27 protein-coding genes are annotated in these 25,635 nt (G+C 69.2%); 11 read left to right on the forward strand and 16 right to left on the reverse strand.

Annotation, left to right across the window (positions count from 1 at the left end):
• Positions 1-17 precede the first annotated feature (17 nt).
• The 3 genes from KNO15_RS02535 to KNO15_RS02545 all read right to left on the reverse strand — a co-directional run bounded on the left by KNO15_RS02535 (position 18) and on the right by KNO15_RS02545 (position 4,639).
• Positions 18-2,324 carry an acyltransferase family protein gene (locus KNO15_RS02535; RefSeq protein ID WP_241701862.1) on the reverse strand — a complete coding sequence of 769 codons (2,307 nt, stop codon included), beginning with the start codon at positions 2,322-2,324 and terminating at the stop codon, positions 18-20.
• A 166-nt stretch (positions 2,325-2,490) separates the two neighbouring features.
• Positions 2,491-3,750: a D-alanyl-D-alanine carboxypeptidase family protein gene (locus KNO15_RS02540; RefSeq protein WP_241701863.1), complete on the reverse strand. Its 1,260-nt coding sequence runs from the start codon at positions 3,748-3,750 to the stop codon at positions 2,491-2,493.
• 79 nt (positions 3,751-3,829) lie between these two features.
• Positions 3,830-4,639 (reverse strand): TrmH family RNA methyltransferase, encoded by an 810-nt coding sequence (locus tag KNO15_RS02545; protein ID WP_241701864.1) that lies wholly within the window; start codon positions 4,637-4,639, stop codon positions 3,830-3,832.
• Positions 4,640-4,720: 81 nt separating this feature from the next.
• Between KNO15_RS02545 and KNO15_RS02550 the strand changes: the two genes are divergently transcribed.
• Positions 4,721-5,584: a Sir2 family NAD-dependent protein deacetylase gene (locus KNO15_RS02550; RefSeq protein WP_374113133.1), complete on the forward strand. Its 864-nt coding sequence runs from the start codon at positions 4,721-4,723 to the stop codon at positions 5,582-5,584.
• 32 nt (positions 5,585-5,616) lie between these two features.
• A complete protein-coding gene (locus KNO15_RS02555; RefSeq protein WP_241701866.1) occupies positions 5,617-6,216 on the forward strand; it encodes a histidine phosphatase family protein in 600 nt (199 codons plus the stop codon).
• A 48-nt stretch (positions 6,217-6,264) separates the two neighbouring features.
• Here the strand turns inward: KNO15_RS02555 and KNO15_RS02560 are convergent, their stop codons facing one another.
• Both KNO15_RS02560 and KNO15_RS02565 read right to left on the reverse strand, forming a co-directional pair.
• On the reverse strand, positions 6,265-7,359 hold the full coding sequence (locus KNO15_RS02560) for a glycosyltransferase family 4 protein (RefSeq protein ID WP_241701867.1): 1,095 nt from the start codon (positions 7,357-7,359) through the stop codon (positions 6,265-6,267).
• Positions 7,356-8,303 carry an alpha/beta fold hydrolase gene (locus KNO15_RS02565; RefSeq protein ID WP_241701868.1) on the reverse strand — a complete coding sequence of 316 codons (948 nt, stop codon included), beginning with the start codon at positions 8,301-8,303 and terminating at the stop codon, positions 7,356-7,358. The genes KNO15_RS02560 and KNO15_RS02565 overlap by 4 nt, the downstream gene beginning before the upstream one ends.
• Positions 8,304-8,458: 155 nt before the next feature.
• Here KNO15_RS02565 and treS point away from each other — a divergent pair, with 155 nt between their 5' ends.
• The 3 genes from treS (at position 8,459) to KNO15_RS02580 (ending at position 11,286) form a co-directional block, all read left to right on the forward strand.
• Entirely contained in the window at positions 8,459-10,168 is a 1,710-nt protein-coding gene (gene treS, locus KNO15_RS02570; RefSeq protein ID WP_241701869.1) for a maltose alpha-D-glucosyltransferase, read from the forward strand.
• Positions 10,169-10,205: 37 nt separating this feature from the next.
• Entirely contained in the window at positions 10,206-10,892 is a 687-nt protein-coding gene (locus KNO15_RS02575; RefSeq protein WP_241701870.1) for a 3'-5' exonuclease, read from the forward strand.
• A gap of 67 nt (positions 10,893-10,959) precedes the next feature.
• Positions 10,960-11,286 carry a DUF4190 domain-containing protein gene (locus KNO15_RS02580; RefSeq protein ID WP_241701871.1) on the forward strand — a complete coding sequence of 109 codons (327 nt, stop codon included), beginning with the start codon at positions 10,960-10,962 and terminating at the stop codon, positions 11,284-11,286.
• A gap of 130 nt (positions 11,287-11,416) precedes the next feature.
• On the opposite strand, the gene KNO15_RS02585 is transcribed toward KNO15_RS02580, so the two are convergent.
• The 3 genes from KNO15_RS02585 to glgA all read right to left on the reverse strand — a co-directional run bounded on the left by KNO15_RS02585 (position 11,417) and on the right by glgA (position 13,812).
• Positions 11,417-11,668 (reverse strand): type B 50S ribosomal protein L31, encoded by a 252-nt coding sequence (locus KNO15_RS02585; protein WP_055916022.1) that lies wholly within the window; start codon positions 11,666-11,668, stop codon positions 11,417-11,419.
• A 136-nt stretch (positions 11,669-11,804) separates the two neighbouring features.
• The gene (locus KNO15_RS02590; protein WP_241701872.1) at positions 11,805-12,605 is read right to left on the reverse strand and encodes an ABC transporter ATP-binding protein; all 801 of its coding nucleotides are present in this window, start codon (positions 12,603-12,605) and stop codon (positions 11,805-11,807) included.
• Positions 12,606-12,624: 19 nt separating this feature from the next.
• On the reverse strand, positions 12,625-13,812 hold the full coding sequence (gene glgA / locus KNO15_RS02595) for a glycogen synthase (RefSeq protein WP_241701873.1): 1,188 nt from the start codon (positions 13,810-13,812) through the stop codon (positions 12,625-12,627).
• A gap of 47 nt (positions 13,813-13,859) precedes the next feature.
• On the opposite strand from glgA, the gene KNO15_RS02600 reads away from it, so the two are divergent.
• Together KNO15_RS02600 and serB are read left to right on the forward strand one after the other, a co-directional pair.
• Entirely contained in the window at positions 13,860-15,104 is a 1,245-nt protein-coding gene (locus KNO15_RS02600; protein WP_241701874.1) for a glucose-1-phosphate adenylyltransferase, read from the forward strand.
• The gene (gene serB, locus KNO15_RS02605; RefSeq protein ID WP_241701875.1) at positions 15,101-15,784 is read left to right on the forward strand and encodes a phosphoserine phosphatase SerB; all 684 of its coding nucleotides are present in this window, start codon (positions 15,101-15,103) and stop codon (positions 15,782-15,784) included. Before KNO15_RS02600 ends, serB begins: the two co-directional genes overlap by 4 nt.
• A 31-nt stretch (positions 15,785-15,815) precedes the next feature.
• On the opposite strand, the gene fabG is transcribed toward serB, so the two are convergent.
• A complete protein-coding gene (gene fabG, locus KNO15_RS02610) occupies positions 15,816-16,526 on the reverse strand; it encodes a 3-oxoacyl-ACP reductase FabG (RefSeq protein WP_241701876.1) in 711 nt (236 codons plus the stop codon).
• A 76-nt stretch (positions 16,527-16,602) separates the two neighbouring features.
• Here fabG and KNO15_RS02615 point away from each other — a divergent pair, with 76 nt between their 5' ends.
• Genes KNO15_RS02615 through KNO15_RS02625 form a run of 3 tightly spaced genes read left to right on the forward strand, consistent with a single transcriptional unit; the run spans position 16,603 to position 18,061 of the window.
• The gene (locus KNO15_RS02615) at positions 16,603-16,908 is read left to right on the forward strand and encodes a DUF3099 domain-containing protein (protein ID WP_241701877.1); all 306 of its coding nucleotides are present in this window, start codon (positions 16,603-16,605) and stop codon (positions 16,906-16,908) included.
• Entirely contained in the window at positions 16,905-17,138 is a 234-nt protein-coding gene (locus tag KNO15_RS02620) for a hypothetical protein (RefSeq protein WP_241701879.1), read from the forward strand. Before KNO15_RS02615 ends, KNO15_RS02620 begins: the two co-directional genes overlap by 4 nt.
• On the forward strand, positions 17,135-18,061 hold the full coding sequence (locus KNO15_RS02625) for an SURF1 family cytochrome oxidase biogenesis protein (protein ID WP_308220416.1): 927 nt from the start codon (positions 17,135-17,137) through the stop codon (positions 18,059-18,061). Before KNO15_RS02620 ends, KNO15_RS02625 begins: the two co-directional genes overlap by 4 nt.
• 4 nt (positions 18,062-18,065) lie before the next feature.
• Here KNO15_RS02625 and KNO15_RS02630 read toward each other — a convergent pair whose 3' ends face one another.
• The 6 genes from KNO15_RS02630 to sufB all read right to left on the reverse strand — a co-directional run bounded on the left by KNO15_RS02630 (position 18,066) and on the right by sufB (position 23,882).
• Positions 18,066-19,664, reverse strand: a complete 1,599-nt coding sequence (locus KNO15_RS02630; RefSeq protein ID WP_308220417.1) for an ABC-F family ATP-binding cassette domain-containing protein — start codon at positions 19,662-19,664, stop codon at positions 18,066-18,068.
• A gap of 107 nt (positions 19,665-19,771) precedes the next feature.
• A complete protein-coding gene (locus tag KNO15_RS02635; RefSeq protein WP_055916008.1) occupies positions 19,772-20,101 on the reverse strand; it encodes a metal-sulfur cluster assembly factor in 330 nt (109 codons plus the stop codon).
• Between the two features lie 29 nt (positions 20,102-20,130).
• The gene (sufC, locus tag KNO15_RS02640; RefSeq protein ID WP_241701880.1) at positions 20,131-20,925 is read right to left on the reverse strand and encodes a Fe-S cluster assembly ATPase SufC; all 795 of its coding nucleotides are present in this window, start codon (positions 20,923-20,925) and stop codon (positions 20,131-20,133) included.
• Between the two features lie 2 nt (positions 20,926-20,927).
• On the reverse strand, positions 20,928-21,257 hold the full coding sequence (locus KNO15_RS02645) for a non-heme iron oxygenase ferredoxin subunit (protein ID WP_241701881.1): 330 nt from the start codon (positions 21,255-21,257) through the stop codon (positions 20,928-20,930).
• Positions 21,257-22,462 (reverse strand): Fe-S cluster assembly protein SufD, encoded by a 1,206-nt coding sequence (sufD, locus tag KNO15_RS02650; RefSeq protein ID WP_241701883.1) that lies wholly within the window; start codon positions 22,460-22,462, stop codon positions 21,257-21,259. The genes KNO15_RS02645 and sufD overlap by 1 nt, the downstream gene beginning before the upstream one ends.
• A gap of 1 nt (position 22,463) precedes the next feature.
• Complete coding sequence (gene sufB, locus KNO15_RS02655; protein ID WP_208039352.1) at positions 22,464-23,882, reverse strand: Fe-S cluster assembly protein SufB; 1,419 nt, start codon at positions 23,880-23,882, stop codon at positions 22,464-22,466.
• A 280-nt stretch (positions 23,883-24,162) separates the two neighbouring features.
• Between sufB and KNO15_RS02660 the strand changes: the two genes are divergently transcribed.
• Positions 24,163-25,104: a COX15/CtaA family protein gene (locus tag KNO15_RS02660; protein WP_241701885.1), complete on the forward strand. Its 942-nt coding sequence runs from the start codon at positions 24,163-24,165 to the stop codon at positions 25,102-25,104.
• On the opposite strand, the gene KNO15_RS02665 is transcribed toward KNO15_RS02660, so the two are convergent.
• A complete protein-coding gene (locus KNO15_RS02665; RefSeq protein ID WP_241701886.1) occupies positions 25,101-25,634 on the reverse strand; it encodes a GNAT family N-acetyltransferase in 534 nt (177 codons plus the stop codon). The two genes, KNO15_RS02660 and KNO15_RS02665, sit on opposite strands and share 4 nt — an antisense overlap.
• Position 25,635: the final 1 nt, after the last annotated feature.

Here is a 25,635-nt window from a genome sequence, read left to right on the forward strand (position 1 = left end):
TGTTTCCACAGTGTCCATCAGCCACGCTCCTGACCGGCGCCGGCGTCGCCCTTCGGGCTCCCGGCGCGGGGCTCGTCGCCATCTGTCGATTCGGGACTCGGCGGGGGGCTCGCTCCCGCGTCACCGCTCAGGTCGACTCCGGTCTTGGCCAGGAGCTCGACCATGCCGGAGGCCACGTGGCGCGAGTATTCCTCCGTGAGGTGCACGACATCGAACTTGGTGGGGATGCCATCGGCGAACGCCGGGCACGAGTTCTTCACGCAGAAGAGCTCTCGAGTGTCGACCCACACCGCGTTCGGTACGGCTTTCGCCCACTTGGCCTCGGCCGCGGCTCGGAGCTTCCACGTTTCGTCGACGGTCGACACACAATCCTTCGGACTCGATCGGGGCGAGTAGCACTCGCGGATGTCCTTGTCGGCCATCGGGGGCGCGACCAGCGCGATCTTGCCTACCGAGGACGAGACTCTCTTGAGGTAGTTGTCCAGTCCCGTCCCGAACTCGCCGAGCGTCACCCAACCGCCTTCGGGATAATGCGACACTGTGAGATAGGTGTTCGTGACGATGAGCACCGACGGTTTGAGCGCGATGATGTTCTCCACCGCCAGTTCCTTTCGCTTCGGACAGGCGGCCTGATAGGACGGAATCGCCATCGCGGTCGACACATCGACCCAGGGGCAGCTGTACATGCCCATCGTGGTGACTTTCAAGCGGCCGTCCGACGCATCGGCCAGTGCACGGAACAGCGGAACGTACGCGATGGAGGTGGAGTCGCCGACGATCGCGACGGAGATCGGCGCATCAGCTGCACCCCAGGTGCACTGCTCGACTCCCGGATAGACCTCGTTGGCGCAGGCGTCGGTCCCCTTGTCGCGCGAGTATCCGGCAACCACGCTGTCGAATGACGGGGTCGTCTCCGGCCACTCTTTGGTTTCGAGCGCGGCTCGGAGTTGATCCTGAATCGTCGCGAGCGCGGCGTCGCCACCCGACTCGGAGGTCGCGCCGGGAGTCGGCCCGGCCTGCGACGGCCCATCCGATCCGGCGTCGGCACCGCCGCGCATCTGCCGGTCGACGACGAAGGTCAGGACCACGGCGACGACGGCGACGATCGCCCCAGCGGTGAGCGCGTACGACTGGAGCTTCGAGAGCCGAGCCCCTCGCTTGCGCTTCGTGCTCGGTTCGAGCCACCGTGAGCGTCGGACCGTCTCCTCGACGAATCGGAACGAGAGCTCCGCCACGACCAGGGTCACCACGATCGAGACCACGGCCGGAACCGGGGTCTTGTCGCCGGGGAGGCCGCGGAAGGCCTCGGTGATGAGGATCAGCGCGGGGAAGTGCCAGAGGTAGAGCGAGTAGGAGATGTCGCCGAGGTGGGTGAGCACCGGGTTGTCGAGCGGGTTCAGCCAGGAGCGGCGCGCGGGATGCCATGGGAAGGCGATGAACAGTGCGGTGCTGAGCACGGCGACCAGCGCCCACGGGGCCGGGAAGCCCTGACTGGCGGGGGTGATCACCGCTGCCGCGATCATCCCGGCGAGCGAGGCGAGCATGATCATCGGCCGCCAGACTGTGGGGAGGCGGTCGAAGAGCGGCATGCAGAACGCGACCGTCGCGCCCGCCGAGAGCTCCCAGAGGCGCGCGGGAGTGATGAAGTACGCCGTCGCGATATCGGTCTGCGTGAGCTGCAGGGAGACCAGGAAGAGCCCGGCCGTGATGACGAGGCTGACCACGGCGGCCGTGACCCGGGGATGGCGGTCCTTGGCGACGAGCAGGGCGATCACCAGGACGGCGAGGGGCCAGACCAGGTAGTACTGCTCCTCGAGGCTGAGCGACCAGTAGTGCTGGAGGGGCGACGTCTGCGCGCCCTGCGCGAAGTAGTCCGTCGCCTCGGCCGCGTATCGCCAGTTCGAGACGAAGAACAGCGAAGCGATGCCGTCCCAGACCGTCGACACGAACCGGCCGGAGCTGAACAGTGCCCAGGCGCCGATGACGGTGGCGAGGATGACGGTCGCCGACGCCGGGATGAGGCGACGGATACGACGTCGGTAGAACGCGAAGAAGCGGATGGTCCCCGTGCGTTCGTACTCCCGGTAGAGCAGCGAGGTCATCAGGAAGCCGGAGATGACGAAGAAGATGTCGACGCCGACGAAGCCGCCGGCCGGCCAGTCGAACGCGTGGTTGAGGATGACCAGCCCGACAGCGAGCGCACGAAGGCCTTGCAGGTCCATCCGCTTCTTCGTGCGGACGAGCGCTGCGTCGGCGGGGCGCTCGGCCGCTCGGCGGCGCGCACCCGATTCTGCGCGGGTGCGGGGCTGGGTATCTGACGTCATGTATGCGGGCCTCGTCGAGTGCGATGAAGCACCGACGCTAGCGCGGCGATTCGACGTCGATGTGCCCGTCTCAGCCCGCTCCCGCGGGGCCGTCGGGCGTCACTCCGATGCGGTCACCCCGGCCCTCACCCGCGCAATCATCTGCGCGTGGCGCGCTTCGGGCGTGTCAGACTCCGAGCCCGCCCGGGTGCGCCAGACGCCACCCGAAGCCCGGGTCGGGAACGTCCTTCGCCAGCGCGAGGTCGACCGTCTTCGTCGTCCCGTTGAACGTGAACGTGATGCGCCCGACCAGGTCGCCCTTGAACCCCGACTGGATCGGGCGCGTCGTGAGGTCCACCTGGATCGGTGTGTCCGACCACACCACGAAGGTCTCACCGCTGGTGGCGACCAGGTTCGACGAAGCGCCCCACGGCGTCGTGTACGAGCCGAACGCCTGGCCGCTCGTTGCCGCCTCCACCTCGTGGAACCCCGCCTGCATGCTGGTCAGGAGTCCGGTCACACCGGCCCACAGCGTGTCGTGGTCGGGGGCGCCGAGCACGACGCCGAGCACGCGGACCTTCACCGCGCCGACCGGCACCTCGGCGGAGAACAGCAGGCAGAAGCCCGCCTCATCGGTGTTGCCGGTCTTGATGCCGTCCACACCGTCCACCCCGAGCAGCGCGTTCGTGTTGTCCTGGGCTCCCGCGCCGGGCAGCGTCGCGGACTTCTGCGAGACGATGGATGACAGCACCGGAGACGCGAGCACGAGCTTGCCCAGCCCGATCAGGTCTTTGGTCGTGCTGACGTTGCCGGGGTCGAGCCCGTCCGGCGTGACGACCTTCGTTCCGGAGAATCCCTTGTTCTTGAGCCACGAGTTCGCGGCGGAGACGTACGCGGAGGACGACCCGTATGCCCAGTTCGCGAGCGAGATCGCGTAGTTGTTGGCCGACGGCAGCAGCATCGCGGTGAGCGCCTGCTTCTCGGTCATCGAGGTCCCCGCTTTGACCGGCGCCCAGGATCCGCCGTCGGCGATGACCGTGTTCCAGATGTCGACGTCCTTCTGGGTGAAGGAGATCGAGGGCCCCTCAGAGGAGCCGTCGAGCGGCTTGGCGTCGAGCACGACGAGGGCGGTGATCGTCTTCGTCATGCTCGCGATCGGCATGCTCGCGTCGCTCCCGTGGTACTCGGTCGCGCCGGGATAGTCGGGCGCGGTGATCGCCGCCGATCCGTACCCGGGCCAGGCCAGCTGGGCGGCCGCCTGGGTGAGCGCCTTCTCGTGCTGGGTCACCGCGGCCGTGGCGGGCACCGGCGTGATGATCGAGCCGGCCAGGTAGAGCAGAGCGACGAGCAGCACTCCCCCGACGCCGAAGACCACGAACCGGCGGCGAAGGTAGACCTGCTTGCGGTTCAGACGGCGCGGCGGATCGGCGAGGACTTGCTGAGCCACCCTCGGAGTCTACGGAAGATGCTCAGGCATCGCCTGAGAACGCGCCAGCGGCACCGGACTCGCCCGGACGGCCCGCGCCTCAGCCCGGGAGCCGCAGCGCCCACAGCACCACGGCGCTGGCGGAGGCCACGTTGAGCGAGTCGACACCGTGCAGCATCGGGATCGTGACGACGGTGTCGGCCGCGGCCAGCGCGCGCCTGCTGAGCCCGTCGCCCTCCGCGCCGAAGACCAGCGCGGCCCGGTCCGGCGCCGCCGCGGCGTAGGCGTCGAGCGAGACCGCGTCGTCGGCGAGGGCGAGCGCGGCGATCTCGAAGCCCGCGTCGTGCAGCAGCGGTCCGGCCTCTTCCCACTCGGGCAGCCGCGTCCACGGCACTTGGAGCACGGTTCCCATGCTCACGCGCACGCTGCGCCGGTACAGCGGATCGGCGCAGCGCGGGCTGACGAGCACCGCGTCGGCGCCGAGACCCGCGACGCTGCGGAAGATCGCCCCGACATTCGTGTGGTCGACGATGTCCTCGAGGACGACGACGCGCCGGGCACCGGCCAGCAGCTCGCGCGGGTCGGGCAGCTCGGGCCGGTGCATCGCGGCGAGGGCTCCCCGGTGCAGGTGGTAGCCGGTCAGCTGCTCGAGCAGTGCGGGCTCCCCCACGAACACCGGCACGTCGGGGAACGGCTCCAGCAGCGGCGCCACGTCGTCGAGCCACTGCTCCTGCAGCAGGACGGAACGCGGTCGGTGGCCGGCCGCCAGTGCCCGCGTGATGACCTTGGTCGACTCCGCGATGTAGAGACCGCCCTCCGGCTCGGTCACCCGCCGCAGCGCGACGTCGGTGAGGCGGGAGTAGTCGGCGAGGCCGTCGGCCGTCAAGTCGGTCACACGCTGGATCTGCACCCCTCCAGATTGCCAGTCCGTGGAAACAAATCCGAAAAGCGGCCGGTTTAGACTCCAGTGAGGATCGACCGGGAGGTGACTGTGACCACGGAGACACGCGGGGCCACGCTGACGACGGAGCTCTCGCCCGAGCTCTCCCGCGAAATCGACCACGTGGAGTCGCTGCTCGCCGGTCGCACGTTCGCGGTGCTCACCGGCGCCGGCGTCTCCACCGACTCCGGCATCCCCGACTACCGCGGCGAGGGCGCCCCCAAGCGCACTCCGATGACGTTCCAGCAGTTCCTGGCCGACGACCGTTACCGCAAGCGGTATTGGGCGGGAAGCCACCTCGGCTACCGCAGGTTCGCCGCGGCCCACCCCAACGCCGGCCACCGGGCGCTCGCCGCTCTGGAGGCATCCGGCGCCGCCAACGGCGTCATCACGCAGAACGTCGACGGACTGCACAAGCAGGCCGGCAGCCGCCGCGTCGTCGACCTGCACGGCTCGATGGATCGCGTCGTCTGCCTGGTGTGCGGGCAGATCTTCGCGCGTGAGGCGATCACCGCCCGCATCGACAGCGCCAACCCGTGGCTCGACGCCGAGGGCGCGGTGGAGATCGCTCCGGACGGCGACGCCATCGTCACCGACGTCGACGCGTTCGTGGTCCCCGACTGCACCGTGTGCGGCGGGCGCCTGAAGCCGGACGTCGTGTTCTTCGGCGAGTTCATCCCCGCAGAGAAGTACCGGGAGGCCAGCGCGCTCGTGCGCGGAGCCGACGCCCTCGTCATCGCTGGATCGTCGCTGGTCGTCAACTCGGGCATCCGTCTCCTCGAGGAGGCCAGGCGCAAGCGCCTCCCCATCGTGATCGTCAACCGCGGGGAGACGAAGGGCGACAGCAGGGCCACCGTTAAGCTGGACGGCGGGACCACCGAGACGCTGGTCGAGCTCGCACACCGACTCGCCTAGCTCGACGCGCGTCCTTCGACGAAAGGACGTGCGTGACCCTCATCTCGCTCGTGCGGCACGGCCAGACCGACTGGAACCTGGCCAAGCGCATCCAAGGATCCAGCGACATCCCCCTCAACGACACGGGCCGCGAGCAGGCCGACGCGACCGGCCGTGCGCTCGCCGGCGGCCGGTTCGACGCGGTGTTCGCCAGTCCGCTCAGCAGAGCCGTCGACACGGCGCGCATCATCGCCGCGCATCTCGGCCTCGGCGAACCGCAACGCCTGCCCGCGATCGCCGAGCGACGCTACGGCGAGGCAGAGGGTCTGACGGGTGCGGAGATCCTGGAGCGCTGGCCGGAGGGGACCCCCGTGCCGGGCCGGGAGACCAGGGAGGAGGTCGTGGAGCGCGCGCTGCCCGCCCTGCTCGAGCTCGGCGACGCGCATCCCGGCGAGAGCCTCATCGTCGTCAGCCACGGCGGCGTCATCGGCTCGCTCGTGCGTCACGTGACGGACCACGCCCTCCCCGGCCCCGGCGAGGTGATTCCGAACGGCTCGGTGCACCGGTTCCGCTACGGCGACGGCCGGCTCACGCTCGACAGGTTCAATCTCGGTCCGGAGGACCGCGACCTGTTCACCGCGTCCGTGCTCTGACGCAGGCAGCGCTCTGACGCGGCGCCGTGCTCTGACGCGACGCCGTGTTCAGCGGCGGCCGCGCCCCTTCGCGCGCGCCGCCGTCGCGGTGAGCACGGTGAGCAGGCGGTCGGCGGAGGTCGCCCAGGTGTACCGGGCGGCCTCCTCGCGGGATCCGGCCGATCGCTCGGCCCAGACCCCCGGCTCCTCCAGGTGCCGGATGCGCGCGACCAGCGCGTCCGGATCGTCGGCGGGGAAGTACAGCGCGGCGCGGCCGCCGATCTCGCGGAAGATCGGGATGTCGCTCACCACGACCGGTGTGCCCAGGGTCATCGACTCGACGAGCGGGATGCCGAACCCCTCGTCGCGGGAGGCCGTGACGAGCGCCGTGGCACGCGCCAGCGTCTCGGCGTAGTCCTCGTCGGTCGCCCCGTCGTGGAACACCAGCTGGGTGCCGGGGGCGAGCGCCGACAGCCGGTCGCGTTCGGCGGGGCTCACCCGGCTCATCAGGTGGAGGCGGTAGTCGGGCAGCTGCGCGATCGCACGCACGAGGGTGTCCACGTTCTTGTACGGCATGAACGACCCCATGTAGACGAGGCTCTTCGACTCGGGCGTGGTGCGGGCAGCGCGCTTCTCGGGGATCGGCGGCATGTCGGCCGCGTTCGGCACCACCGAGACCGGCCGCCGGGTCAGCTTGTGCTCCGCGATGAGCGCCTTGGTGGTCTCCGACACGGTCACCACCGCGTCGGACCTGTTGAGCAGCAGGCGCTGCGGCCACCACGCGAGGTGGTACAGCCTCCAGAGCACCCTCACGAAGGCCGGCAGGTCGCGCGGCGGCGTGGGGTGACGGTAGTAGATGAGGTCGTGGACCGTGAGCACCAGCCGGTAGCGCCGGCCGAAGCCGCCCATCGTCTGCATGGGGGTGAACACGATGTCGGGCTCGAGCCTGTTGACGCGGCGGGCGATCCACGGCTCGCCGACAGAGGTCGGGGAGGCGATCAGCTCCCACGGAAGGTCGGGCAGCAGCTCGAGCTGCCGGTGGTCGCTGATCAGCATGGTGACCGCGTGCCGCTCGGCCAGCGCGCCCACCAGTCCCGCCGTGAAGCGGCTGATCCCGTCGTGGCGCCCGATGCGGGTGTACCGGCAGTCGAAGAGGATCCTCACGCGGCGCCCTCCGCCCGAGCGGGCGAGACCAGCCCCTGCTCGGTGAGGAAGGCCTCGATGGCGCGCGCGGCCTCCACCGGCTTCTCGTAGTGGATGAGGTGCCCGACGTCCGGGATCTCGACGAGCCGCGCGTCCGGGAAGATCCCGCGGAGCCGGCGTTCGGCCGCGATCGGCGTGATGTCGTCGTCGACGGCGGCGACGAGGAGCGTCGGCTCTGCGATGCGCGCCGCGTACTCACTGACGTCGTGCGCGACGGAGGCGCGGAAGGCCTGCAGCACCACCCTCCGGTCGCTGAAGGCCGAGAAGTAGCTGTCGTGCTGGCCGTGGATCCACGACCGCAGGCCGCGGTCACGAGTCTTGGCCATCGCCACGCTCATGACCCGCACGATCAGCCGGTTGCGCAGGAGCGCGAAGCCGAGGCGCTCCGGCAGCGCGGCCGCCAGCCAGTAGTAGAAGATCGCGAGCCGGGTCAGCACGCCGCGCGGGCCGGCCAGCGCGGGCTGGCCGATCGGGTTGACGAGCACGACCGAGCTCGGCCGGGTGACTCCGGCCTCGGCCAGGGTCGCCGAGACGACGATCGAGCCGAACGAATGGCCGAGCAGGATGACGCGGCCCTCGAGCCCGAGCGCCGCCACGAACGCGCGCAGCCAGTGTGTGTAGCCGTCGATGTCGTGGTCGCACTCGGTCATCGGTGTGGACTCGCCGAAGCCGGGGAGGTCGGGCGAGATCAGTCGCAGACCACTCAGCTGGGCCACCACGGGTTCGAGGCCGTGGTGGTCGCCGCGGAAGCCATGCACCAGCACGAGCGTCGTGCCCGCGTCCGCGTCGCCGTAGTCCCAGTACCGCGTCATCCCGCCGAGCACGGGGAGCTCTGCACGGCGTACCGGGACGCGGCCCAGCGCCTCCTCGTACGGAGAGGCGGCGTACCGTGTCGTGGGAGTCATCGCCGTCCAGTCTAGGCGGCGCCTCCCCGCCCACCGTGAATGCGTCGTCAGGACTGGACAGTGCCCGCTACGAAGGTCCTAGACTTCTCTGGATGTAATCGCTTGCATGCCCCACGTGCACGACCCCCGGGCCACCCCGCCCGAGAAGGAGAACCGTGAGCTTCACCGCTCCCATCACGCTGCCCGGGCTGACGCTCGACCCCCAGTGGTACCGCCGCGCGGTGTTCTACGAGGTCATGGTCCGCTCGTTCGTCGACAGCAACGGCGACGGCTCCGGCGACATCGCCGGGCTCACCTCCAAGCTCGACTATCTGCAGTGGCTCGGCATCGACGCTCTCTGGCTGCCGCCGTTCTTCCAGTCCCCGCTGCGCGACGGCGGCTACGACGTCTCGGACTTCAAGTCGATCCTGCCCGAGTTCGGGACCATCGACGAGTTCCGCGACCTGGTCACGAAGGCTCACGAGCGCAACATGCGCATCATCATCGACCTGCCGATGAACCACACCTCCGACCAGCACGAGTGGTTCCAGCAGTCGCGCAGCGACCCGGAGGGGCCGTACGGCGACTTCTACGTGTGGAACGACACCGACGACAAGTGGCCCGACATCCGCATCATCTTCGTAGACACCGAGGACTCCAACTGGGCCTTCGACGAGGCGCGCAGGCAGTACTTCTTCCACCGGTTCTTCTCGCACCAGCCCGACCTCAACTTCGAGAACCCGGCCGTGCACGACGCGATGTTCGACGTGGTGCGGTTCTGGCTCGACCTCGGCGTCGACGGGTTCCGGCTCGACGCGATCCCCTACCTCTACGAGTCGGACGAGGGCAACGGCGAAGGCGAGCCGCCCACGCACGAGTTCATCAAGAAGCTGCGGATCATGGTCGACAGGGAGTACCCCGGCCGCATGATGATCGCAGAGGCCAACCAGTGGCCCCGCGAGGTCGCGGCGTTCTTCGGCACCGAGGACGAGCCGGAGTGTCACATGGCCTTCGACTTCCCGGTCATGCCGCGCATCTTCTACGCGCTGCGCAGCCAGCAGGCGAGCGAGCTGATCAGAGTGCTGTCCGAGACCACCGACGTGCCCGACGGCTCGGCGTGGGGCGTGTTCCTGCGCAACCACGACGAGCTGACGCTCGAGATGGTCAGCGAGGAGTACCGCCAGGCGATGTACGGGTGGTACGCCTACGACCCGCGGATGCGCGCGAACATCGGCATCCGGCGCAGGCTCGCCCCTCTGCTCGACAACTCGCGTGCAGAGCTCGAGCTCGCCCACGCGCTGCTGTTCTCACTCGCGGGCAGCCCGTTCCTCTATTACGGCGACGAGATCGGGATGGGCGACAACATCTGGCTGCCCGACCGGGACAGCTCGCGCACCCCCATGCAGTGGACCCCCGACCGCAATGCCGGATTCTCCACGGCCGACCCGGGCAAACTGTTCCTCCCGATCGTGCAGTCGCTCGTCTACCACTACAACCAGGTCAACGTGGAGGCGCAGCTCGCGCAGTCCCGTTCGCTGCTGCACTGGATCCGCAACGTCATCCACGTGCGCAAGGCGCACCCGGTGTTCGGACTCGGCGACATGCGTGTGCTCCCGACCGACCACGAGTCGGTGCTGGCGTTCGTGCGCAGCTACGAAGGGAGCGGAACACACTTCGGCGACCAGCCGGAGGACGTGCTCTGCGTCTTCTCGTTCGCGCACAACCCGGTCTCCGTGAGCCTGGAGGCACCGGAGTTCGCCGGAGGCGTGCTCTACGACCTCTTCGGCGGTGCGGAGTTCCCGACCGTCGCCGAGGACGGCCGTTTCACGCTGACGCTTGGAACGCAGAGCTTCTACTGGCTGCACATCGAGCCGCGCCGGGCTTAATCCCGGCGGTGACGGCGGTCGTTCCTACGCTGGCTGCATGAGCACCTGGCATCACGAACTCGGCGTCTTCGATCTCGAGACCACGGGCGTGGATGTCGAATCGGCGCGGATCGTGACGGCCCATGTCGGCCTGCTCGGGGCGAACGGTGAGGTGAAGCACGGTCGCTACTGGCTCCTCGACCCCGGTGTCGAGATCCCTGCGGAGGCGACAGGCGTGCACGGCATCACCACCGAACTCGCACGCGAGAAGGGGATGGACGCCGGAGCGGGTGTTGCGGCGATCGTCGACCAGCTGCGCCGCCTGTTCGACCGCGGCATCCCGGTCGTGGCGTACAACGCCCCGTACGACTTCACGCTGCTCGACCGCGAGGCACGCCGCCACGGGATCGAACCGCTCGACTCCCCCGGCCCCATCATCGATCCGCTGGTCATCGATCGGGCGGTGGACCGGTACCGCCCGGGCAAACGCACGCTGACCGTCACGGCCACCCACTACGGCGTCGAGCTCGACGCCGCCCACGACGCCGCCGCCGACGCGATCGCCGCCGGTCGTCTCGCCCAGGCGCTCGCCCGGCAGCACGGCGAAGTCCTCGCCATCGCGGCCGCAGAGCTGCACACGAAGCAGATCGACTGGTGCCGGGAGCAGGCCGCCGACTTCCAGGAGTACATGCGCCGAGCCCGCGACCCGGAGTTCACCGCGTCCGGGCTGTGGCCGATCCGCTGAGTCACGTGGCTGGAGCGCAGAGGCTGGGGCCTTCCTGCGCGTCTCCTGGGCCGCTACTCTCAGTGCCATGAGCGATCCGAATCTGAACCCGCAGCCGCTGCCTCCGCAGCAGCCGCAGCAACCCCAATACGGCGCCTACCAGCAGCCGCAGCCGGCCGGTTACAACACGATGTCGATCGTCGCGTTCATCCTGGCGTTCTTCGTGAGCATCGTCGGCATCATCCTGGGCTTCGTCGCCCTCTCCCAGATCAAGCGCACCGGTGAGCAGGGCCGCGGCCTCGCTCTCGCCGCTGTCATCATCGGCTTCGTGGAGGTCGCCATCGGCATCCTCGTCACCATCTTCGTGCTGATCGCGATCGGCATCGCGGCGTCGCAGGGGCACACGACCTACTGAGCGCCGGATTCGTCACGAATCGCGAGATTCGTGGCACGAAAGCGGCGATTCGTGACGAATCTCCGGCCGCCCAACACGAAAGACCCCGCGCGGCGTCCTGAGGACGCGGCGCGGGGTCTTTCGTTGCGGCCTACTTGCCGAAGTTCTTGTAGCGCGTGTTGAACTTCTCGACGCGGCCGGCCGAGTCGAGGATGCGCTGCTTGCCCGTGTAGAACGGGTGCGACTCGGACGAGATCTCGACGTCGATGACGGGGTACGTGTTGCCGTCCTCCCACTCGATCGTCTTCTCGCTGGTCACGGTGGAGCGGGTCAGGAACGTCGCACCCGAGGCCAGGTCGCGGAAAACCACGGGGGCGTAGTCGGGGTGGATGCCAGTCTTCATGAGGACTTCCTTGTTGCGTAGTGTTCGGTCGGTCGTGTCTGCGCGCGAAAGCGCGTCGACGGGAAGCTTTTCGGTTCTCACCTGCCGCAGAGCGGACACGATGAAGGAGAACCAGCTATCGAGTTTAGCAGATGTGTCACTCGGCTGACGCCTGACGCGCCCGCGCGGTGTAGCGGCCCGCGGTCTCGGTCAGCTCCACGTCGATTCCGAACGTCTCGCTGAGGGACTCGCTGGTCAGCACTTCGTCGATCGCGCCCTGGGCGGCGATGCGGCCGTCCTTCAGCAGGAGCGCGCGGTTGAACCCGAGCGGGATCTCCTCGACGTGGTGGGTGACCATGACGATCGCCGGGGACTTCGCGTCGCTCGCGTAGCCGCCGAGCAGCTGCACGAGCTCCTCGCGGCCGCCGAGGTCGAGACTTGCGGCCGGCTCGTCGAGCAGCAGGATCTCGGGGTCGGTCATGACCGAGCGCGCGATCTGGACGCGCTTCTGCTCGCCGTCGCTCAGGCTGCCGAAGGTGCGCTCCGCGAGGTGCTCGAGGTGCCACTCCGCGAGAACGCGACGGGCACGACGCTCGTCGATCTCCTCGTAGAGCTCGTTCCAGCGGCCGGTCACCGCGTACGCGGCGGTCATCACCACGTCGAGCACGCGCTCGGTGCGCGGGATGCGGCGGGCGAGCGCGGTGGAGGCGAAACCGAGCAGCGGGCGCAGCTCGGCCAGGTCGCTGTGGCCGACGGTCTCGCCGAGCACCACGGCCTCCCCCGACGACGGGTGCAACGCGGCCGCCGCGATCTGCAGCATCGTCGTCTTGCCCGCGCCGTTGGGGCCGAGGATCACCCAGCGCTCATCCGGCTCCACCGTCCAGTCGACGTCTTGGAGGACGGGGTTGCCGTCCCGGACAACGGACACGTCGTGGAGTCGGAGAACACTGCCTGCCATGCCGTCTAGCCTAGCGGCGTCAGGAGGAGGTCAACGACCGGTAGACGGCCCTGGTCTGCTCGGCGATCGCCGTCCAGCTGAACTCGGTCTCCGCCCGGTCGCGGCCGGCAGCGCCCATGAGCGCCGCCCGCTCGGGGTCGCTCACGACCTCCGTCAGCGCCGCCGCCAGGTCGCGGACGAACGCCTCGGGATCCGTCGGCGTCCCCGTGCCGTCCTGCAACTGCTCGATCGGCACCAGACGCCCGGTGACGCCGTCGACGATGACCTCGGGGATGCCTCCCGTCGCCGTGCCGACGACAGGCAGTCCGCACGCCATGGCCTCCAGGTTCACGATCCCGAGCGGCTCGTAGATCGACGGGCAGACGAACACGGTGGCGGCGGTCAGGGCGGCGCGCAGCTCGTCGTTGGGCAGCAGCCGGTCGATCCACACCACGCCGTGGCGCTCCGCCTTCAGCCCGTCGACCAGGCCGGTGACCTCCGCGAGGATCTCCGGCGTGTCCGGGGCGCCGGCGCAGAGGATTACCTGTACCTCCGGCGGCAGCAAACGCGCCGCCCGCAGCAGGTAGGGCAGGCCCTTCTGCCGGGTGATCCGGCCGACGAAGATGACGGAGGGCCGGTCGGGATCGATGCCGAGCGCGCGAGCCAGGTCGCCGTCGTGCAGGGGCTTCCAGCGCTCGAGGTCGATGCCGTTGTAGACCACGGTGACCTTCTGCGGGTCGAGCGACGGGTAGGAGGCGAGGATGTCGCGCCGCATCCCGTCGGAGACGGCGATCACGGTGTCCGCCGCCTCGAAGGCGGTCTTCTCGATCCAGCTGGAGACGCGGTACCCGCCGCCGAGCTGCTCGGCCTTCCACGGCCGCAGCGGCTCCAGGCTGTGCGCGGTGACCACGTGCGGGACGCCGTGCAGGAGCTTCGCGAGATGGCCTCCGGCGTTGGCGTACCAGGTGTGCGAGTGCACGACGTCGGCGCCGCCGCAGTCCTGCGCCATCTGGAGGTCGACACCGAGCGTGGTGATCGACCCGTTGGCCGCGGCGAGCTCGGCGGGCACCCGGTAGGCGAAGGTGTCGACCTCGTCGCGCGGCTCGCCGAAGCAGCGTACGCGCACTTCAGTATCCGTTCTGAGGGCCCGGACCAGCTCGGTCACGTGCACCCCGGCACCGCCGTAGATGTCCGGCGGGTACTCCTTGGTCAGAAGATCAACGCGCATGTCGAGAACGCTAGTACAGCCCTCCGGTTGCCTCTACTGTGGTGCCTATGGCAGCAGGCAAGAAGATCTTCGGCATCGTCCTCGCGGGTGGGGAGGGCAAGCGGCTGATGCCGTTGACCGCCGACCGCGCCAAGCCGGCGGTGCCGTTCGGCGGACAGTACCGCCTCATCGACTTCGCCCTGTCGAACCTGATCAACTCGCAGCTGCGCCAGATCGTCGTCCTCACCCAGTACAAGTCGCACAGCCTCGACCGCCACGTCTCGCAGACCTGGCGCCTCGACGGGATGCTCAACTCGTACATCGCTTCGGTGCCGGCCCAGCAGCGGCTCGGCAAGCGCTGGTTCAGCGGCTCGGCCGACGCGATCCTCCAGAGCCTCAACCTGCTGCGCGACGAGCGGCCGGACATCGTCGTCGTGGTCGGCGCCGACCACGTCTACCGGATGGACTTCGGTCAGATGCTGCAGGCGCACATCGATTCGGGCGCCGCGGCGACCGTCGCGGCGATCCGCCAGCCGATCTCGCTGGCCGACCAGTTCGGCGTCATCGAAGTGGACGGGCACGACACGTCGCGCATCGCGGCCTTCCGCGAGAAGCCGAACGATCCGGTCGGGCTGCCCGACTCCCCCGGCGAGGTGCTGGCCTCGATGGGCAACTACGTCTTCGACGCCGACGCCCTCATCGACGCGGTGGTGCGCGACGGCGACCGGCCCGACTCCAACCATGACATGGGCGGCGACATCATCCCCGACTTCGTGTCGCGGGGGGAGGCCGGCGTCTACGATTTCAACAACAACGACGTGCCCGGGTCGACCGACCGCGACCGCTACTACTGGCGCGACGTCGGGACGATCGACTCGTTCTTCGAGGCCCACACCGACCTGATCTCCGCCCTCCCCGTCTTCAACCTCTACAACCGGGAGTGGCCGATCTTCAGCCAGGTGCTCAACTCGCCCCCGGCGAAGATCGTGCGCGACGGCCGCGGGGCGCTCGGCACGACGATCGACTCGATCGTGTCGCTCGGCTCCGTGATCTCGGGCGCCCACCTGGAGCGCAGCGTGCTCGGCCCGTGGGCCACCGTGGACTCCGGCGCCAAGGTGGTGGACTCCGTAGTGTTCGAGCGAGCCGTCATCGAGCCGAACGCGTTCGTCGGCCGGGCGATCCTCGACAAGGACGTGGTGGTGGCCGAGGGCGCCCGCATCGGCGTCGACCCCGACCGCGACCGCGCGCGGGGATTCACGGTCACCGAGTCCGGCATCACGGTCGTCGGCAAGGGTGTGCACGTCGTCCCATGAGCACCGGCTACCCTCACGACGGCTCCCGTCCCTCCGAGCGGGCCGCCCGGTTCCTCGTCGTCCTCGACGCGGACTCCACCCTCATCCATGACGAGGTCATCGAGCTTCTGGCCGAGGAGGCCGGCTCGCGCACCGAAGTCGCCGACATCACCGAACGCGCCATGCGCGGCGAGCTTGACTTCGAGGAGAGCCTCCGCGAGCGTGTGCGAACCCTCGCCGGGCTGCCGGTGGAGGTCTTCGAGCGCGTGGGCGAGCGCATCCGCGTGACCGACGGCGTGCCGGAGCTGATCGCGGGCGTCCAAGCCGCCGGAGGCGAGGTGGGCGTGGTCTCCGGGGGCTTCCACGAGCTCCTCGACCCGCTCGGCGAACGGCTCGGCCTCGACCACTGGCGCGCCAACCGGCTGGCCGTGAGCGACGGCGTGCTGACCGGCGAGGTCGACGGCCCGGTCGTCGATGCCGCCGCGAAAGCCCAGGCGCTGCTGTTCTGGGCCGCCGAATGCGGCGTTCACCTGCGGCAGACGATCGCGATCGGCGACGGCGCCAACGACCTCCGCATGATGGCGGAGGCCGGCCTGGCGGTGGCGTTCAACGCCAAGCCGCGCGTGCGCGCCGAGGCCGACCTGGTGATCGACCGGCAGGACCTCGCCCAGGTCCTCCCGCTACTCGGCCTCCGTGGCTGACCGCCCTGAACGCGCTGACCCCCTCGACGCGTCAGTGACCCATGCCGAGGCCGCCGTCGACCGGGATGACCGCGCCGGAGACATAGCCCGCGTCGTCCCCCGCGACCCACGTGACGACGCGAGCGACCTCGTTCGGCGACGCGAAGCGGCCGGCCGGGATGTTCTTCTTGTACTCGGCCTGCTGGGCCTCGGGCAGCGCGGCCGTCATGTCGGTCTCGATGAACCCGGGAGCGACCACGTTGGCGGTGATGCCGCGTGCGCCGAGTTCGCGCGTGATCGAGCGCGCCATGCCGACGAGGCCGGACTTGCTGGCCGCGTAGTTCACCTGACCCGCGGAGCCGTACAGGCCGACGACGCTCGAGATGAGCACGATGCGACCCCAGCGGGCCTTCAGCATGCCCTTGGACGCGCGCTTCACCACGCGGAACGCACCGCCGAGGTTCGTCTCGACGACCGAGTCGAACTCCTCGTCGCTCATCCGCATGAGCAGGGTGTCCTTGGTGATACCCGCGTTGGCCACGACCACCTCGACCGGACCGAGCTCGGCCTCCACCTGGCTGAATGCCGCATCGACCGACGCGGCGTCGGTGACGTCCGCCCGCACGGTGAGCGCGCCGGCCGGGCCCTCGCCGGAACGGGCCGTGACGGCCACGCGGTGCCCCTGCGCCAGGAACTCCTCGGCGATGGCGTAGCCGATGCCGCGGTTGCCTCCGGTGACGAGAACGGTGCGTGGCGTGGTCATGGAGGCGGTCCTTTCGACGAATCGGCCCCGTGCGGGCCGGGTACCAGTTTATGGACGTACGCTTGAGGCAACGCACATGAAGCAGCCACGCCCGTCCATCACGAATCTTCCGCTCTCGCCGGACGAAGAGCGCAAGCGCCGGATGATCAAATACTCCGTCGCCATGGGGGTTCGCATCGTCTGCGTCATCGCTGCGCTCTTCATCGGCTGGCCGTGGGCCGCGATCCCCCTGGTCGGCGCCATCTTCCTGCCGTACTTCGCGGTCGTCGTCGCCAACGTCGGCGCCGAGCCGCGTCAAGGAGAAGCACAGCGTCCGGGCAATATCCTTCCCCTGACGCCTCCTCCGTCCGGAGAGCACGGCGACCGACAGGAGGACGAGTGATCGCACTGGGCGAACCGGCACCGCTCACGTGCTCGCGTGCCGGCTGCCGCGAAACCGCGTCGTGGCGCATCGAGTGGCGCAACCCGCGCATCCACTCGGCCGACCGCGTGAAGGTGTGGCTGGCGTGCGCCGAGCATGTGGACTTCCTGCGCGAGTTCCTCGCCGCCCGCGAGTTCCCGGTGGCCGTCGTCGGCCTGGCGGACGACGAGGGCGAACGGACCAGCGCGTGACGGCCACCGAGCGCCCGGAGCGGCACGGTGTCGACGCTCCCGAGCCGGACGGTGTCGAGAACGTCCCGCAGCCGGCCGGCGGATGGGGTTTCGCCTTCTCTCGCCGCTGGCTGGGCTACCTCGCGTTCGCGATCGTGTTCGCCATCGCCTGCGGTTTCCTCTCCAACTGGCAGCTCGCCCGCAGCAAGGAAGCCGCTGCCGCAAACGCCCTGATCTCGCAGAACTTCTACTCGCACCCCGTCCCGCTCTCCGACGAGCTTCCGTCACTCACGGCGTACTCGCCGAGCCAGGAGTGGACCCGCGTCACGGTGACCGGCACCTACGAGAAGGACAAGGAGCTGCTCGCGCGCAACCGCCCGTTCAACGGCAGCCCCGGCTTCGAGGTGCTCACTCCCCTGCGCACTCCCGACGGCTCGCTCTTCATCGTCGACCGCGGTTGGGTGCCGACCGGCGCCAACACCGACGCGCCCGACCACGTCCCGCCCGCACCCTCCGGCATCGTCACGGTCGTCGCGCGGCTGAAGGCCAGCGAGCCCGCCATCCAGGGCCGCACGGGCGTGGGGATGCAGGTGGGCACCATCCAGCTCTCGGTCGTCAAGCAGAAGCTCGCCGGCGCCGATGTCTACACCGGCGCCTACGGGTTGCTCGACTCGCAGAAGCCGCATCCCGCCACCGCGCCGACCCCGACCGTCACCGGCCCGCCGACGCAGGACGAGGGGCTGCACTGGTCGTACATGATCCAGTGGATCATCTTCGCCCTGATCGGCTTCTTCGGCCTGGGCTACGCCCTGCGCATCGAGTACCGCAAACGCAACGAGCACGACCCGGCCGAGAAGGCGCGCGCCGCCGAGCGGGCCCGTCGCCGGGCCGCCAAGCGCACCGACGCCGACGTGGAGGACGAGCTCCTCGACGCCGGCCGCTGAACGGTCAGGCCAGCGAGATCAGTTCCAGGTAGTCCTTGTTCCAGTGGTCCTCGACACCGTCGGGGAGGATGAGGACGCGCTCGGGGTTCAACGCCTCCACCGCGCCCTCGTCGTGGCTCACCAGCACGACGGCGCCTTCGTAGTGCGCCAGCGCGTCCAGGATCTCGTCGCGGCTCGCCGGGTCCAGGTTGTTCGTCGGCTCGTCGAGCAGCAGCACGTTGGCCCCCGACACGACGATCATCGCCAGCGCCAACCGCGTCTTCTCACCGCCCGAGAGCACCCCGGCCGGCTTGTGCGCGTCGTCGCCCGTGAACAGGAACGAGCCCAGCACCTTGCGGGCCTCGGTCTCGGTGAGATTCGGCGACGACGACACCATGTTCTGAAGCACGGAGCGCTCGACGTCGATCGTCTCGTGCTCCTGCGCGTAGTAGCCGATCCGGAGGCCGTGGCCCGGCTCGACCCCGCCCGTGTCGGGCTGGTCCACTCCGGCGAGCATCCGCAGCAGCGTCGTCTTGCCCGCGCCGTTGAGCCCGAGGACGACGACCTTCGAGCCGCGGTCGATCGCGAGGTCCACCGCCGTGAAGATCTCCAGCGAACCGTAGCTCTTCGACAGATCGGACGCCTGCAGCGGGGTCTTGCCGCACGGAGCCGGGGTCGGGAACCGCAGCTTGGCCACCCGGTCGACCTGACGCACCTCGTCGAGGCCCGCGAGCAGCTTCTCCGCGCGCGCCACCATCTGGTGCGCGGCCGCGGCCTTGGTCGCCTTGGCGCCGAACTTCGCGGCCTGCAGCTGGAGGGCGGTCGCCTTCTTCTCGGCGTTCGCGCGCTCCTTCTTGCGGCGCTCCTCATCGGCCGCCCGCTGGCGCTGGTAGTTCTTCCAGCCCATGTTGTAGATGTCGATGACCTGACGGTTGGCGTCGAGGTAGAACACCCGGTTGACCGTCTCGCCGACGAGCTCCACGTCGTGCGAGATCACGATGAAGCCACCGGAGTAGCCCTTGAGGAAGTCGCGAAGCCAGACGACCGAGTCGGCGTCCAGGTGGTTCGTCGGCTCGTCCAGGATCATCGTGCGCGCGTTGGAGAACAGGATGCGGGCGAGCTCGATGCGGCGGCGCTGGCCGCCCGAGAGCGTCTTCAGCGGCTGGTCGAGGATGCGGTCGGGCAGGTTCAGGTTGGAGGCGATGGAGGCGGCCTCCGCCTCGGCCGCGTACCCGCCGAGCAGGTGGAAGCGTTCCTCCAGCCGGCCGTAGGTCTTCATCGCGGCGGCGGAGATCGCAGCGTCGTCGCTGGCCATGTCGTGCGTGGCCTTCTGCATGCCGAGCACGATCGTGCCGAGACCGCGGGCGTCCAGGATGCGGGTGCGCGCGAGGTCGTCGAGGTTGCCGGATCGCGGGTCCTGTGGAAGGTAGCCGAGCTCACCCGATCGGTCGACCTTGCCCGCCGTCGGCAGGAGGTCGCCGGCGAGCACCTTGGTGAGCGTCGTCTTTCCCGCGCCGTTACGGCCGACGAGCCCGATCTTGTCGCCGTCGGCGACACGGAAGCTGACGTCCTCCATCAGCAGGCGCGCTCCGACGCGGAGTTCGAGCCCTTGCACGGCAAGCACAGCAGTAGTCCATTCTTCAGAAACGAGCCATCCGTTCCTCACTTCTTCTCGCGACACGCCGGGGCGCAGCGGGAGGAAGTGAGGAACGGATGGCGAGGGGGATAGTGCTAGATGGCGAAGCCGAGGGCGCGCATCATGTCGCGACCGTCGTCGGTGATCCGCTCCGGACCCCACGGCGGCATCCACACCCAGTTGATGCGGAAGGCTTCGACGATGCCGTCGAGGCTCTCGGCGGTCTGCTCCTCGAGCACGTCGGTGAGCGGGCAGCCGGCGCTCGTGAGCGTCATCGAGATGATGAGGGCGTTGTTCTCCTCATCCCAGGCCAGATCGTAGATGAGGCCCAGGTCGACGACATTGATCCCGAGCTCCGGGTCCATGACGTTCTTCAGCGCCTCTTCGACCTCGTCGAAGAGCGCCGGGCTCAGCGTGGCGGGCATATCGGGATTCTACCTCCGCGGTCCGGCGCTCAGGCCCCGGCCAGCTCGCCCGCCGCGGCGGACGCGGACTCGGGGGCGTCGACGAAACGGTCGTAGCCCTCCTCCTCCAGGCGCTCGGCGAGCTCCGGGCCGCCCTGCTCGGCGACCTTGCCCGCGACGAACACGTGCACGAAGTCCGGCTGGATGTAGCGGAGGATGCGCGTGTAGTGCGTGATCAGGAGGATGCCGAGACCGGTGTTCGCCTTGGCGCGGTTGACGCCCTCGGACACCACCTTGAGCGCGTCGACGTCGAGGCCGGAGTCGGTCTCGTCGAGCACGGCGAACTTCGGCTTGAGCAGCTCGAGCTGGAGGATCTCGTTGCGCTTCTTCTCGCCGCCGGAGAAGCCCTCGTTGACATTGCGCTCGGCGAACGAGGAGTCCATGCGCAGCTGGCCCATGGTCTCCCTGACGTCCTTCACCCAGGTGCGGATCGCGGGCGCCTGGCCGTCGATCGCGGTCTTCGCGGTGCGGAGGAAGTTGGTGTTGGTGACGCCGGGGATCTCGACCGGGTACTGCATGGCGAGGAAGAGGCCGGCGCGGGCGCGCTCGTCGACGGTCATCGCGAGGACGTCCTCGCCGTCGAGCGTGATGCTGCCGCCGGTGACGGTGTACTTGGGGTGGCCGGCGATCGTGTAGGCGAGCGTGGACTTGCCCGAGCCGTTCGGGCCCATGATGGCGTGGATCTCACCCTCGCGGATGGTCAGGTCGACACCGTTCAGGATGGGCTTGGTGCCCTGGTCCGTCTCGACGGTGACGTGCAGGTCGCGGATCTCGAGGACTGACATGTTTACTGAATCTCTTTCGTGGCGGTCGGGTCGATGTAGACGTCTCCGTCGATGACCTCGACCTGGAAGACGGGAACCGGCTCGTAGGCCGGGAGGTTGAGCGGCTTGCCGGTGACGAGGGAGAACTGGGAGCCGTGCGCCCAGCATTCGAGCGTCTCCCCCTCGATGAAGCCTTCGGACAGCGAGATCTCGCCGTGCGTGCAGGTGTCGCCGATGGCGTGGATGTCGCCGGCCGAGTCCTTCACGACGGCGATGGGGACGCCGTCGACGACCACACGGGTGGCCTGGTTCTCGACGAGCTCCGCAGCCGCGGCGACACGGGTACCCGCCATCAGCTCGCCGCCGTGACGGACACCGCGAGCTCGGCCTCGATCGCCTGCTGCAGTCGCTCCTGCAGGGCGGGCGAGCCGATCTGCTGCACGATCTCGAAGAGGAAGCCGCGCACGACCAGGCGGCGCGCCTCCTCTTCGGGGATCCCGCGCGACTGCAGGTAGAAGAGCTGCTCGTCGTCGAAGCGGCCGGTCGCGCTCGCGTGGCCCGCTCCGACGATGTCGCCGGTCTCGATCTCGAGGTTCGGCACCGAATCGGCGCGGGCGCCGTCGGTGAGGACGAGGTTGCGGTTCTGCTCGTAGGTGTCGGTGCCGACGGCCTTCGGGCCGATGAGCACGTCGCCGATCCACACCGTGCGGGCGCCCTCACCCTGCAGAGCGCCCTTGTAGGTGACGCGGCTGCGGGTCTCCGGGCCGTCGTGGTGCACGTACACCTGCTGCTCGAGGTGCTGCGAGGCGTCGGCGAAGTACGCGCCGAGCAGTTCGGCGTCGGCGCGGGCGCCGGCGAGGTGGGCCGACGGGTTGAGCCGCACGACGCCGCCGCCGAGCGTGACGGCGACGTGCTTGATGCGCGCGCCCTCGGCGAGCTCGGCGAAGTGGGCGGAGACGTGCAGTGCGTCGTCGTCCCACTCCTGCACCGAGACGACCGTGAGGTCGGCGCGGGCGCCGAGCAGGAACTCGACGTTCTCGGTGAGGTGGGCGGCGCCGCTGTTCTGCAGGATGAGTGTCGCGTGGGCGCCCGGGGCGACCTCCACGACCGTGTGCGCTGCGCGCGCGCCGCCGCCGAGGGCCGCGCGGGTGAGCGTGGCCTCCTTGACGTCGTCGCCGGTGATCGAGACGAGCAGCGCCTGCTCGAAGTTCGTCCAGGCGTTCGCCGAGGCGCGGTCCTCCGGGATGCCGGCGGCGCCGATGCGGGCGTCGTCTCGGGCGACCCAGGAGGCCGTCACGCCGGGCGCCGCTGTCAGGTCGAACACGTACGGAGAGCCGTCGAGCTCGCCGGAGATCAGTTCGGCGAGGCGGGCGACCGGCGTGTGCTTCCACATGACCTCGCGGCCGGTGACCTCGGGGAAGTCGGCGACATCGGTCGAGGTGAAGCGCTCGGAGCGGGTCTGCACGGGCACGGGCGCGCGCATGTGGGTAGGAGCCGGCGCGGCCTCCGTGTTCTGCGGGATCGTGGCAGAGGGCGTCGGGGTACTGGGGGTCGTCATATCAGCCGACAGAGCCTTCCATGCCCATCTCGATGAGCTTGTTGAGTTCGAGTGCGTATTCCATCGGGAGCTCACGAGCGATCGGCTCGATGAAGCCGCGGACGATCATGGCCATGGCCTCGTCCTCCGGGAGCCCACGGGACATCAGGTAGAAGAGCTGCTCCTCGCTCACGCGCGAGACCGTCGCCTCGTGGCCGAGCTGCACGTCGTCGACGCGGATGTCGATCGCCGGGTACGTGTCGGAGCGCGAGATCGTGTCGACCAGCAGGGCGTCGCAGCGCACGGTATTGGCCGCGTGGTGCGCGTTCGCGTCCACCCGCACCTCGCCGCGGTAGCCCGCACGGCCCCCGCCGCGCGCGATCGACTTCGAGACGATCGACGACTGCGTGTACGGCGCCATGTGGATCATCTTCGCGCCGGCGTCCTGGTGCTGGCCCGGGCCGGCGAAGGCGACGGAGAGGGTCTCGCCCTTGGCGTGCTCCCCCATCAGGTAGATCGACGGGTACTTCATCGTCACCTTGGAGCCGATGTTGCCGTCGATCCACTCCATCGTCGCGCCCTCGGCGGCGGTGGCGCGCTTGGTGACCAGGTTGTAGACGTTGTTCGACCAGTTCTGGATGGTCGTGTAGCGCACGCGGGCGTTCTTCTTGACGATGATCTCGACGACCGCGGAGTGCAGCGAGTCGGACTTGTAGATCGGCGCCGTGCAGCCCTCGATGTAGTGCACGTAGCTGTCTTCGTCGGCGATGATGAGCGTGCGCTCGAACTGGCCCATGTTCTCCGTGTTGATGCGGAAGTAGGCCTGCAGCGGGATCTCGACGTGGACGCCCTTGGGGACGTAGACGAAGGAGCCGCCGGACCAGACGGCCGTGTTCAGCGCGGCGAACTTGTTGTCGCCGGCCGGGATGACGGTGCCGAAGTACTCCTCGAAGATCTCCGGGTGCTGCTTCAGCGCCGTGTCGGTGTCGAGGAAGATGACACCCTGCTGCTCGAGGTCCTCACGGATCTGGTGGTAGACCACCTCGGACTCGTACTGGGCGGCGACGCCGGCGACCAGGCGCTGGCGCTCCGCCTCCGGGATGCCGAGCTTCTCGTAGGTGTTGCGGATGTCCTCCGGCAGGTCTTCCCAGCTCTGGGCCTGCTTCTCGGTGGAGCGGACGAAGTACTTGATGTTGTCGAAGTCGATGTCCGAGAGGTCGGCACCCCAGGTCGGCATCGGCTTGCGCTCGAAGAGCTGGAGGGCTTTGAGGCGACGCTGCAGCATCCACTCGGGCTCGTTCTTGAGTGCGGAGATGTCTTTCACCACCTCGGGAGAGAGCCCCCGGCGCGCGGAAGCACCCGCAGCGTCGGAATCCGCCCAGCCGAACTCGTACTGCCCCAGAGAGGCGAGCTCAGGCCGATCGATCAGGATGTCTGACATATCTACCTCGTTTCCTACCATTCGTAACCGGCTATCAGTCCGGCTCATTCCACCCGTCGCGCGGCGCGAGAGCGTCGGCGATGAGTGTCGTGATTGTGCGAATGGCGTAACTGCGTACCTAGACTGTTCGAGGAGGCGGGTCGCGCTGCGCCGCCCGTGGGCGCGCGCACCGAGGCGCGCTCCTCGAACCCACCAATTCTACAGGTGAAGCGCGGTAAAAGTAGAGGCGCGCCTGCACGTTGGCCGAGTATCGAACGAGATCTGAGGAATCCAGGAACTTATGAAGCGCATCATCGCGTGGCTGCCCGACCGAGTCGAGAGACGCACGAAGGTCATCGCCTGGATCTACCTCGCCGCGCAGGTGTTGCTCGTGGCCACCGGCGGAGCCGTGCGCCTCACCTCCAGTGGCCTCGGCTGCCCGACCTGGCCGAAGTGCACCGCAGACTCCCTGGTGAACACGCCGGAGATGGGCATCCACGGCGTCATCGAGTTCGGCAACCGCATGCTCGGGGGCGTGCTGGCCGTGCTCGCGATCCTGGCGTTCCTCTCGGTCGTGAAGCTTCTCCGAACCCGTTCGGACCTGTTCTGGCTCTCCTTCGTCGCGGGCCTCGGAGTACCCTTCCAGGCCGTGCTCGGCGGTATCACGGTGCTCACCGGTCTGACCTGGTGGGTGGTGGGAATGCACTTCATCGCGTCGATGATCCTGGTCGTCCTGACCACGGTCTACCTGGTGCGCGTCTACGCCGTCCCCGGACCGCGCCTGCGCGCCGTGCCCGGCTGGTACGCCGCGACCGCGTACGTCACCAGCGTGGTCGTCGGCGTGACGATCGTGTTCGGCATCGTCACGACGGGCTCAGGTCCGCACGCGGGTGACGCGAAGACCCCCCGCAACGGGCTGAACCCCGAGATCATCGAGCACGTGCACGCCATTCCTGCCTACGTGACGTTCGCGCTCACGCTGGTGCTCGTGGTCGGAGCCTGGCGCATCCGCTCCACGCCGGTCCACCGCTTCACGCTGCTGCTGCTCGCGGTCGAGCTCGCGCAGATCGCGGTCGGCCTCATCCAGTCGAACACCGGCCTTCCCGGCATCCTCGTCGGCATCCACATGACGCTGGCCGCCACGCTCGCGTCGGTGATGACCGCGGTCATCCTGTCGCTGAAAGCCCCCGCCCCGCGCGACGAGGTCGCGAACGCCTCCGCCGCGGAGGCGGTCTCGGCCTAGCCGTCGCGCCGGAGCTCGCCGGTCAGCGCCTGCCGCTGCTCGCCGCGGAAGTCGACCGTGTGCGGCTCTGCTCCGGTGAAGTCGAAGCCCACGGCTTCGGCGAGCCTCCTGCTCGCCTCGTTGCCCGGCAGGTATTCCCAGCGCAGGCGTTCGAAGCCCAGGCCGTCCGGGTCCAGCGCGTACGCGCACACCGCGGTCAGCGCCTCGGTCATCACTCCCCGGCGCCGTGCGGCGGGCGTGAGCCAGCAGCCGAGGGAGGCCGCTCCCGCCGCTTCGTCGCGCCGCACTTCGGCCGCCCCGATCAGCGGACCGGTCTCGCTCTCGCGGATCGCCCACACGGTGAACCGGCCCCCCGCCAGGCCGTGCGGGGCGTAGGAGCGCACGAAGAACTCCGCGTTCTCGAGCGTGTACGGCTCCGGGAGCGGGATCCAGCGCAGCAGCTCCGGATCGGCGCAGGCCTCGAGGACGGCCGGGATGTCGGTCTCGCGCGGCGTGTCGAGCACGAGCCGCGCCGTCCTCAGCGCCTGCACG

Source organism: Leifsonia shinshuensis (assembly GCF_022606355.1).
In the GTDB taxonomy this organism is placed as follows: domain Bacteria; phylum Actinomycetota; class Actinomycetes; order Actinomycetales; family Microbacteriaceae; genus Leifsonia; species Leifsonia shinshuensis_B.